Annotated in this window: 11 protein-coding genes and 1 pseudogene; 10 read left to right on the top strand and 2 right to left on the bottom strand. The window is 32.7% G+C overall.

The genetic code is table 11. The features are described 5' to 3' along the window. The 10 genes and pseudogenes from F3G69_RS04690 to F3G69_RS04645 form a co-directional block, all read left to right on the top strand. A pseudogene (locus F3G69_RS04690) lies at window positions 1-209 on the top strand (type 4a pilus biogenesis protein PilO); the annotation flags it as partial. Then, window positions 209-622 carry a hypothetical protein gene (locus tag F3G69_RS04685; RefSeq protein ID WP_084107948.1) on the top strand — a complete coding sequence of 138 codons (414 nt, stop codon included), beginning with the start codon at window positions 209-211 and terminating at the stop codon, window positions 620-622. The pseudogene F3G69_RS04690 and the gene F3G69_RS04685, both read left to right, overlap by 1 nt. Next, window positions 600-2,120 (top strand): pilus (MSHA type) biogenesis protein MshL, encoded by a 1,521-nt coding sequence (gene mshL / locus F3G69_RS04680; protein WP_084107949.1) that lies wholly within the window; start codon window positions 600-602, stop codon window positions 2,118-2,120. Before F3G69_RS04685 ends, mshL begins: the two co-directional genes overlap by 23 nt. Continuing rightward, entirely contained in the window at window positions 2,113-2,940 is an 828-nt protein-coding gene (locus tag F3G69_RS04675; protein ID WP_054196616.1) for an ATP-binding protein, read from the top strand. Before mshL ends, F3G69_RS04675 begins: the two co-directional genes overlap by 8 nt. Next, the gene (locus F3G69_RS04670; RefSeq protein ID WP_103600371.1) at window positions 2,933-3,811 is read left to right on the top strand and encodes a transformation system protein; all 879 of its coding nucleotides are present in this window, start codon (window positions 2,933-2,935) and stop codon (window positions 3,809-3,811) included. The genes F3G69_RS04675 and F3G69_RS04670 overlap by 8 nt, the downstream gene beginning before the upstream one ends. After that, window positions 3,808-4,347, top strand: coding sequence for a hypothetical protein (locus F3G69_RS04665; protein WP_149714556.1), 540 nt, complete (start codon window positions 3,808-3,810; stop codon window positions 4,345-4,347). Before F3G69_RS04670 ends, F3G69_RS04665 begins: the two co-directional genes overlap by 4 nt. Before the next feature lie 9 nt (window positions 4,348-4,356). Further along, window positions 4,357-6,108, top strand: coding sequence for a GspE/PulE family protein (locus F3G69_RS04660; RefSeq protein WP_148798591.1), 1,752 nt, complete (start codon window positions 4,357-4,359; stop codon window positions 6,106-6,108). Then, window positions 6,105-7,343, top strand: coding sequence for a type II secretion system F family protein (locus F3G69_RS04655; RefSeq protein WP_149714555.1), 1,239 nt, complete (start codon window positions 6,105-6,107; stop codon window positions 7,341-7,343). The genes F3G69_RS04660 and F3G69_RS04655 overlap by 4 nt, the downstream gene beginning before the upstream one ends. A gap of 21 nt (window positions 7,344-7,364) precedes the next feature. Next, on the top strand, window positions 7,365-7,865 hold the full coding sequence (locus F3G69_RS04650; RefSeq protein ID WP_087580059.1) for a PAS domain-containing protein: 501 nt from the start codon (window positions 7,365-7,367) through the stop codon (window positions 7,863-7,865). Window positions 7,866-7,867: 2 nt separating this feature from the next. Further along, window positions 7,868-9,127, top strand: coding sequence for a methyl-accepting chemotaxis protein (locus F3G69_RS04645; protein ID WP_149714554.1), 1,260 nt, complete (start codon window positions 7,868-7,870; stop codon window positions 9,125-9,127). Between the two features lie 9 nt (window positions 9,128-9,136). Here the strand turns inward: F3G69_RS04645 and F3G69_RS04640 are convergent, their stop codons facing one another. Continuing rightward, on the bottom strand, window positions 9,137-9,631 hold the full coding sequence (locus F3G69_RS04640; RefSeq protein ID WP_149714553.1) for a SixA phosphatase family protein: 495 nt from the start codon (window positions 9,629-9,631) through the stop codon (window positions 9,137-9,139). Continuing rightward, window positions 9,631-10,440, bottom strand: a complete 810-nt coding sequence (locus F3G69_RS04635; RefSeq protein ID WP_149714552.1) for a ferritin-like domain-containing protein — start codon at window positions 10,438-10,440, stop codon at window positions 9,631-9,633. Before F3G69_RS04635 ends, F3G69_RS04640 begins: the two co-directional genes overlap by 1 nt. Window positions 10,441-10,450: the final 10 nt, after the last annotated feature.

Genomic DNA, 10,450 nt, shown 5'->3' with positions numbered 1-10,450 from the left:
GTGATATAAAAGAGCCAAATTTCCAAAAGATTGAGCAAATTTTAAATATTGACTTGACATTTTTGGGAGGTTTTAAAGATATGCTTTCATATATAAATGGCCTTGAAGAATCAAAGCTAGTAGTGGATCTTCATAAAATGGATGTAAATTCTACCCAAAAAGAGCTTGGCGCTAAGATCTCAATATCTGTTTGGGGGATGAAATACTAATGAAAATAAAAATTTTATTGGCTTTTTTATTTTTAAATATTGCTTTTGCTAATCAGCTTCAAGAGGAAATGGACTCTTATGATAAAATTTTTGAAAAAATAAAGGAAAAAAGAAGCGGTCTTAGCGATATTGAGCTTTCGAGCATAAAAAATCCTTTTAAGCAAGAACCTATCAAGACGATAACAGATCAAAATTTATCAATTATCACTCAAGCTTCAAAAGGGCTTAGTTTAAAAGCAATTTTATTAAGCAAAGCAAATATTGATTCCAAGTGGTATGCTGTCGGTGATATTGTTGATGGTTACAAAATAACCAACATTACTAAAAATGGTGTTTTTTTAGTAAAAGGCGATGAAAAACAAGAGCTAATTTTAAAAAATGGAAGTAAAAATGTTGAGATTAAAATTAAATAAAATATTAATAATAGGTGCACTATTTTGCTTAAATATGAATTATGCTAGTGCTAATGAAAGTAGTTGTTTAAGCAAGAATTTTAATATGAAAATTTCAGATGATGTTGCACTAGTAGATGTGTTAAATCAGCTTTCAGAGATGTGCAACTTTAGTATTGTTGCAAAGGATACTTACAGCAAAACAGAGCTAAAAGATAAAGTTTTTGGCGTTAATATCAGAAATATGAGTCTTAGCGAAGTTTTTGACCTGCTTTTAAGTGAGAAAAATTTAAGCTACGAGTTTTCAAATAATGTATTAAAAATTTCATCTTTAAAAACTCAAATTTTTAAACTAGATTATATAACTTCTATTAGAGAAGGAACTGCTGTCACCCAAGCTTCAGTGGATGCTACTCCATCTGAAATTTCTAGTGGTTCAAGTAGTAGCGATAATTCCCAAGATGATAGTTCTCAAGGCTCAAGCAACCTTATAAAAACTACCGAAAGGTTTGACTTTTGGGAAAAACTAGATGCTGAGCTTAAAGCTATTTTAAATAATAGTAGCGAACATATCACAGCGCCTGATCCTATCATAAATCAAAATGCGGGCCTTATCACTGTTACGGCCACTCCTTCTCAACTTAAGCGAGTTGAGAAATATATAGATGAAATGCAAAAAAGACTAAAAAAACAAGTAATTATTGATGTTTCTATTATTTCAGTTGAGTTAAATAATGAATACAAGCAAGGCGTTGATTGGAGTAAATTTGAACTTGGATTTAATACATACATTGGTAATTCAAGAAATAATCCGAGCTCAAGTGCTACTTGGACAAATAAGGGAAATAGCCTAAGTGATGGATTTGGACGTACATTAAATATTGCAGCTAATTTAAATTTTAGCCTTGATGGAATGATAAATTTTCTTGAAACAAATGGAAAGACAAAGGTTATATCAAGCCCAAAAGTAACAACACTTAATAATCAACAAGCTCTAATCTCAGTTGGTGATAACATAAACTACCGTGTTCAACAAAAGACTGACAATGGAAACAGCAATAGCGATAGGCTGACAACTACTTATAAACAATACTCTGTTTTTATAGGCATATTATTAAATTTACTACCAGAAGTCTCTGATAATAACAAAATCATGCTTCGAATCAATCCATCGCTTAGTAACTTTAAATACGCTGAAGACGACACAAGACAAAATGCGTTAAGGGAGATTGCTCCAGATACAGTGCAAAAGAAGCTTTCAACTGTTGTTCAAGTTGATAGCGGTGACACTATTATTCTTGGTGGATTAATAGGCCAGACAAAGGGTAAAAATAATACTTCTGTACCTCTTCTTTCCGACATTCCACTTATAGGTGGCGTCTTTAAAAGCACAAGAGACAATATAAAAACAACAGAGCTTATCTTTGTCATCACTCCTCATGTAGTTGATTTTGACAAAAAAAAGCCACTTAATCAATCATTAAAAGACTTAGGTTTTTCTAAAACGATCTATGAATAACAAGAATATTTATACAGATATAAAAGATATCTTTATCAACGAAGACGAAGTAGCTGATTTTGTTAATCTAGATAACTCAATCACTTGTTACAATAAGATCGTCTCGGCTCTAAAAAAGCCACTAAAGCTTATACTTTTTTATGGTAAGCCTGGTAGTGGAAAGACCTTTTTGTTAAACAAGATAGCCTCTGATCTTCAAAAGGATAAAAAATTAATTTTTTTCCCGCATCCTTTTTTTAGCGAGGCTACATTTATAGAAGCTCTTTGTGAAGATATATACGGAAATAAGCTTGATAATATAAATAATTTTGAAAGTTTTGTTGCACACTACTCAAAAGAATTTAAAAATAAAGATGAAATTTTACAAAACCAAATAGTTGTCATCCTGGATGAAGCACAACTTTATCCTACTGAATTGATCGAAAAAATAAGGCTGATGGCCGATACAAGATTATTTAAATTTCTATTTACTATTCATAAAACCGAAAATGAAGATGTGTTGGCAAAGGACTATTTTCAAACTAGAATTTGGGAGAGCATAGAGCTTGGAAGTGCAAACACGAATGAAATCATAGTTTATTTGCAAAGAAAAATAGGACAAAAAGGCTACGATAAATACCTAAATTTTCAAAAAAAAGACTATGACAAAGCCTATGAGCTTTGTTGCGGAAATCTACGCACACTAAATAAAATTATGTATAAATTTTATGAAATTTGTGAATATTACGAACAAAATCAGCCATCAAAATTAAGTAGCGAGGACGCAAATATTAAAATTTTGACAATGTCTGCACTTGATACAGGAATAATTCATGCTTGAATTACAAGAAATTCAAAGGCTAGAAAAGCTCTATGAAGAGTACGAAAAAAAGAATAAAAATAGCCTTTTAAAATTGTTATCACATAAAAAGCTAGGTCTTTTAATAATTACAATCTTGCTAATTGCTTTTATCTTTGGTGCTTTTTTATTTTTCTCAAACGCTAAAAACAAAAAAGAGACAACTAGTACTCCAGCTTTAGTTGAGAAAAATTTGACAATACAAACAGATATAAAAGAAAAAAACATAACCTTTGCTGAAACTAATGTCAGCAAAAATATTTTAGAAGATGGCAAACAAAAAAGCGAGCAAGCAAAAGAGAGATTTGAATCAGATAAAAAACAAGATGAACTCGCCGAGAAAATAGCTAAAAAGCTAGAACAATCCATAAAGCTGAATGAAGATAGCAAAGAACAAGCATCAGATAAAAAACAAAGAAGTGGTGGCGGTTGGCTAAAGCTAAATTTACCAACTGAAAATGAAAATATACAAAATGAACAGCCTCTACCAAATGAAGAGATAATAGAATTAGAACCAAAGGCAAAGCCAAAAATTGATATTCAAATTTCAAGTGAAAACAATGAAATTTCTATGCTAAAAGAAAATTTTAATAAAAATAAAAATCCAGAAATCGCCCTTAAAATAGCAAGAAAATGCTATCAAGATAAAAGATATATCGACACTATAAAATGGGCACTATCGGCAAATAATTTAGATAGTAGCATTGAGGAGTCTTGGGTCATGTTTGCTAAGGCAAAATATATGCTAAAACAAAAAGATGACGCATTACGTGCATTAGAAGAATATAATAAAAATAAAAATAAGCCCGAGATAAATGAGCTAATAAATAAGATAAAAAGCGATACGTTGTGAAATTTTTGATTGTTATATTTTTATCATTAAATGCCTTTGCACTTGGGATGGCTGACATTAAAAGTTATTTTGAAAAAGCTGAATATCCTAAAATTTGTAATCAAAAAATACAAGATCTATTAAAAGATTCACAAAATGAAGAATTTCTTAATATCTTTGGTATATCTTGCTTAAAAACAAATGATATAGATAGGCTCGCTCTTCCAGCAAGCAAACTATCAAAAACACAAAGCTCGAGAGAGAATGCAGCATATTTTGCTGATATATTACTTAAAAAAAAGCTATTGCTTCATGCTATCTTGGATGGGGCTGATATAAGCTATATTAGGCTTCCAAAGAGCGATTACATTCTTTCATTTATATTTGATAAATTTGTCAAAAAAGAATACGTTGAGGAGCTTGGCGTATTTATTTTTGAAGAGCCAAATTCAGATACAAGATATGAGCTTAGTGCAATAGTTGGCTCAAATTTTGCAAAAATGATTTTAAAAATTTTTAAAAATGACGATCTTATTTCGCAGATTGAGTATAGATAAAGAGAAGAGATGAATAATTTAGAAAATTTAACGCTAAAAACATTAGAACAACTTAATAAACTAAATGATGAGCAAATTTTAAAGATTATAGAGATAAAAAAAATAAATGAAAAAAGTCTTTTGGCTATTTTGCTTGAAGAAAATATGCTAGAGGAAGAGATTTTTTTTGAAATTCTATCTGATATTTATAGAAGAGGACACACTGACATTGATGAAATTTCAACTAACCTTCAGATAGATCAAAAGCGCTTTATTCAATATGTGTGCGATAAATTTAAAATCACATTTTTTGACCTTGACGATATAGATATCGACTACCGTATCAGTGAAAAGCTGAGCACCTCTCAGCTAAAATCATATAACGCTATCCCAGTAAAAGAAGACGAGATAAGTGTTTATGTAGCTTTTAAAAATCCTTTTGACGTGATCATTCAGGATAAAGTTCAAAATTTATTTAACAGAAAGCTATTAAAAGTAGCTTGCGCCGATCCAGCCCAGATAGAAAAATATATAAACAAAATAGCTCTTAATGAAAGTATAAAAGACGTTATTACAGAGATTAGAAAAGAGCTTTCAAGCTCCAGTAGCCAAGGGCAAAGCACAGAAAGCTCCGGAATTTTAAAGCTAATTGAGATAATTTTAAAAACATCTATTCAAAGCAGAGCAAGCGATATTCATATCGAGCCAACTGAGACAAACTGTATCGTAAGAAGCAGGATAGATGGTATGCTAAGTGAGACATTTATATTTGATAAAGATATCTATCCTCCGATGGTAAGCCGAATGAAGCTACTTTCAAATATGGATATCGCAGAGCGCCGTCGCCCACAAGATGGTAGGTTTTCAGCTCAAATTTTAGATAAAGAGTACGATTTCCGTATCTCTACACTACCTATTTTAAACGGCGAAAGCATAGTTTTAAGAATTTTGGACAAATCAAAAGTTATCATAAACATTGAAGACCTTGGTATGCATCCAGATAACTTTGCTAAATTTAAAAAGAGCATGAAAGCACCTTATGGCATTATCCTGGTTACTGGTCCGACAGGATCAGGAAAAACGACTACACTTTACGGTGCATTAAATGATATAAAAAGTGTAAAAACTAAGATTATTACTGTTGAAGATCCGGTCGAGTATCAGCTAAATATGATCCAACAAGTACATGTAAATGAGAAGGCTGGACTTACTTTTATCTCAGCTCTTCGCTCTATTTTAAGGCAAGATCCAGATATTATCATGATAGGTGAGATCAGAGATCAAGAGACGCTTAGAATCGCGATTCAAGCAGCGCTAACTGGACACTTGGTGTTTTCTACACTTCATACAAATGATGCTATTAGCGCTCTGCCTCGTATGGTTGATATGGGTATTGAGCCATATTTAGTGAGTGGTGCACTAGTTTGCATTGAGGCTCAAAGGCTTGTAAGAAAGCTTTGTCCGTATTGCAAACAAAAAGTCACGCTATCTCAAAAAGCTCTTGATGAGATTAAGAAATTTCTTCCTGAAGATTATCAATTTTATAAAAGCGTAGGTTGTCAACACTGCTCACAAACCGGATATCTAGGACGTGAAATGATAAGCGAAATATTATCTATCAGTGATCACATAGCAAGTATCGTAGCAAATAACGCTTCAAAAGAAGAGCTTAAAAAGGCCGCCTATGACGAAGGCTTTATAGATATGTTCCATGATGGCGTTATACGCGCAGCAAATGGTGTAACAACAATCGAAGAAGTATATAGAGTTGCCAAGATATGAAATTTTACGAAATAGAATATATAAAAGATGGCAAACGCCAAAAGATGAGCCTAAAAGCCAATAGCAAAAATGATGTAAAAAATCGTGCAAATATTCAAGGCATGATAGTAAAGATCAAAGAAACTCAGGTTTCAAGTATCAACAATGACTTTTTGGACTTGCAAGAAAAATTTAACAAAATTTTCTATTCTTCGAAAGTAAAAATTCCAGCTCTAGTCGCTACCATAAGGCAACTTAGCGTTATGACTAATGCTGGTATATCAATACATGATGGCATAAAAGAGACAGCAAATGCTACTGAAGATAAAAGGCTAAAAATAATATTTCAAACATTAGATGAAGACCTAAATCAAGGTGCGAGCTTAACTCAAAGTATAGAAAATTTTCAAGAAGAGCTAGGTGATGTCACTGTCGCCATGGTAAGGCTTGGAGAGAGTACTGGCAATATGGCTGACGCATTATCAAAGCTAGCTTCTATCTTGCAAGAAGTCTGGGATAACCAACAAAAATTTAAAAAAGCCATAAGGTATCCAATAACCGTAATATGCTCTATAATTTTGGCTTTTATTGTGCTCATGACATCAGTTGTTCCACAATTTCGAGAAATTTTTAGCCAGCTTAATGCTGATCTCCCACTTCCTACTAAAATTTTACTAAACATTGAATACATAATGAGCAATTACGGCATATATATAATAGTTATTCTTGTCGCATTTGCTTTTTTGCTAAAAAGGCAATATTCAAATGATGAAAATTTTAGGGATAAGGTCGATAAATATCTACTAAAAGTCTATCTTGTGGGCAAGATAATATTTTTTGCAAATATGAGTAGATTTAATCTAATCTTTACAGAGCTTGTTCGCGCTGGACTTCCTATCGCTGATGCACTAGATACCGCCGTTGTAACTGTTTCAAATCAAGACATAAGAAATAAACTAACTGCTGTAAAAGTACTAGTTGGTCGTGGCATAAGCTTAACCGAGGCCTTTAGGCAAACTGGACTTTATGAGGGTATGCTTATACAGATGATAGGAGCTGGCGAACAAAGTGGTAGCTTAGATGACATGACACAAAAAGTTACTGATTATTATAGAGTGAAATTTAATGATATTATTGATAATATTTCAAACTATATTGAGCCGATACTACTAATATTTATCGCAGCTATGGTACTTTTGCTCGCCCTTGGTATATTTATGCCAATGTGGGATATGGCAAAAGCTGTTAAAAATTAAATCAACATTTAAAGGAGTAAAATGCCTATAGAAAGAGAATATGGCGTTGATGAGAACGCATTTTTAGTTTCAAAAACGGATACAAAAGGAAGGATTACTTATTGCAACGAGCCTTTTTTAAATATCGTAGGAGTAAAACAAGGTGATCTCTTAGGAAAACCGCACAATATAATAAGACACACTGATATGCCAAGAGTTATTTTCAAGCTACTTTGGGAACGCATACAAAATAAAGAGGAAATTTTTGCCTTTATTAAAAATAAAACTCTCAATGGTGGATTTTACTGGGTATTTGGCAATATCACAGCCTCGCTTGATCAGCAAGATAATATCGTTGGCTACTATTCTGTTAGACGTAAGCCAAATGCAAAAGCAATAGAGATCATAAAACCACTTTATGCAAAACTACTTGAGCTAGAACGAGATGGCGGTATTGAAGCGTCTAAAAAATATTTATTTAAATTTTTGGAAGAAAAATCAACAAGCTATGATGAATTTATAAACAACTTACAAAGGTTCTAGATATGTTTAAGAAAAAATCAAATGCAATAAATGAGATTTTAAGTGTTGTCAAATCGGCAAGCAATGGCATACTAGAGCCTCGCATTGTAAATGTTGGAGAAAAGGACGAGATGTATGAAGTCGCCCTTGGCATAAATGATTTGTTAGATCAAGTTGAAGCACTTCAACGTGAAATTTCAACCTCAGTCCAAGCTGCACAAAACTCAAAAACATATAGAAATATATTTGTAGAAGGGTTTAGGGGTTTATTTAAACGAAATGCCATATCTATGAGCAAGGGTGTCACAGGTATAAAAGACGGCCAAAAAAGCAAGGTTAGAGGTCTTTTATCAAGCGAGCTTGACAAACTTGGAAACGGCATAAATGGCATAAATTATGTAAGAGATGATCTAAATGAAAGTATCAAAAATTTAAGCCAAACAGCAACAGATGCTAAACAAACTGCACAAATAGCAAGAGAAAATATGTCAAACATTGTCGAACTTAGTCAAAATATGGGAGAGCTTGATGGTCTAGTACAAAGCTGCTCAAATGCTACTGGTATGCTAAGCACTAGGGCTTCTGAAATAAGCTCTGTTTTAAATTTAATAAAAGATATTGCCGATCAAACGAATCTGCTTGCTCTTAACGCCGCCATTGAAGCTGCCCGCGCAGGAGAGCACGGACGTGGTTTTGCGGTAGTCGCTGATGAAGTAAGAAAGCTAGCTGAAAATACACAAAAAGCTGCAAGTGATATCGAAGTAAACATAAAAACACTTCAGCAAGAGGTGAATGATATCGATGAAAATTCTAAAAAGATCGATGAAATTTCTAAACTAACGACACAAAATGTAGAAAATTTCAAAAAGGTATTGAGCGAGTTTAATGCAAACGCACAAAATACTGCTCAAACATCAAAATATGTCGAAAATAAAACCTTTGCCATAATCGCAAAAATTTCACAAATCGCTTACAAAACTAAAGTGTACTCTGATCTTATAAACGAGCAAGGATACAGCGAGGAAATACGTAATTTAGCACAAAACCTGCTAGACTGGTATGAGAACGAGAGTATAAGTGAACACAAGCAAAATAAAAATTTTGATAAGTCAAAAGAGCTTACATCGTCGCTAAATAATGAAATCAAACTCTTGCTCGAGAAGTCAGCCTCTGGCTATAATGAACAAAATTTAAATTATTTTGTTGATAAGTCTAAAAAAATAGAAGATCTAAGCGAGCAAATTTTTGCTTCGTATAACGAAATTTTTAAAGATAAAAACTAAAGTGTTAAATTATCTTTGATGTTTTTTGGGGTGGTCAAAAAATAACGCTTTTGCACTACCCTCTTTTAACTCACTAAATTTACATCCAAACTCAACACAAAATATTCCAGAAGTTGGGATATTGTCTATTGATGAATCGCTCAAATACTCACAAATTTCAGTTATGCTTGGGTTGTGCGTGATGATAAAAATCTCATCCAAACTCTCATCTATATTTTTGACAAATTTTAAAAGATCTTCAAAGCTTATATCATAAAGCTCATCTATAAGATCGATCTCTTCTTTAAATTTTAAAGTTTTAGCGATAATCTTTGCTGTTTGTTCGCACCTTTTAGCACTGCTTGAAAAGATGGCTCTTGGCATCACATCATACATTTTTAGCCTATTTGCCATAAATTTAGCGTCCTCTTTGCCTTTTTGACTAAGCTCCCTTAAGGCATCTTTAGCTCCGTCCTTATTCTCATCAACCGCTTTTGAATGTCTTATGAAATAAATTTTACTCACTATCTCTCCTTTGAGAAATTCTTTATCAAGCAAAGCTCTTCTTTGCTAAATCCAGCTTTTAAGCGATCTTGCTCATTGATCTCTCTAACATTTTTAAATGAATTTGGATACAAACTTAAGATAATATCAAAGTAACTATTTTCGTCAATACCCTCTTTTTTACAAGCAAACTTAAACCACTTATCGCCTTTATAAACATGAGAGACTTCCTCCTTTAATATGACTTTCAGGCACTCAATGAGCTCTTCATTTCCGCCCTCACCTTCAAGCCTTTTTATGATATGAGCATTTGCATCAAGCCCATTTGCCTCCATATATCTTGGCAGTAGCGCCATACGGCTAGTTAGACTATCTGAAGTCTTTTGAAGTGCGATAAAAAGCCCATCATGCACACTTAGCTCGCCGTATCTACCGCCCTGCTTTAAGAGCAAATTTTCTATCATGCAAAAGTGTCTGATCTCATCTTCAGCCACTTCTAGCCAGTCTTCATAAAATTCTCTTGGCAAATTTCTAAATCTATAACAAGCATCAAGCGCGATGTCAATAGCACTAAATTCAATATGAGCTACCGAGTGGATAAAATTTAAATTTTTATCCTTTGGCTTTACTTTTTTGTTTAGCTCTTTCATGCTAACTACTTCACAAAATTTTGCATAGCTAGGCGTTATTAACTCATTTGGTTTAGAGCTTTCACAAAAATTTATATTAAAATCTCGTTTAAATTTCTCATAAAATAGCTCAAATTTTAAAAATTTAAGCCCAATCTCGCCTTCATTTAAAATTCCCCAAATTTCATCAAAAAAATTCATATTTTCTCTT

Source organism: Campylobacter concisus (assembly GCF_902460625.1).
Taxonomy (GTDB): Bacteria; Campylobacterota; Campylobacteria; order Campylobacterales; family Campylobacteraceae; genus Campylobacter_A; species Campylobacter_A concisus_AD.
Note: the sequence above shows the minus strand (reverse complement) of the source record. Positions and strands in the feature narration are given on the sequence as shown.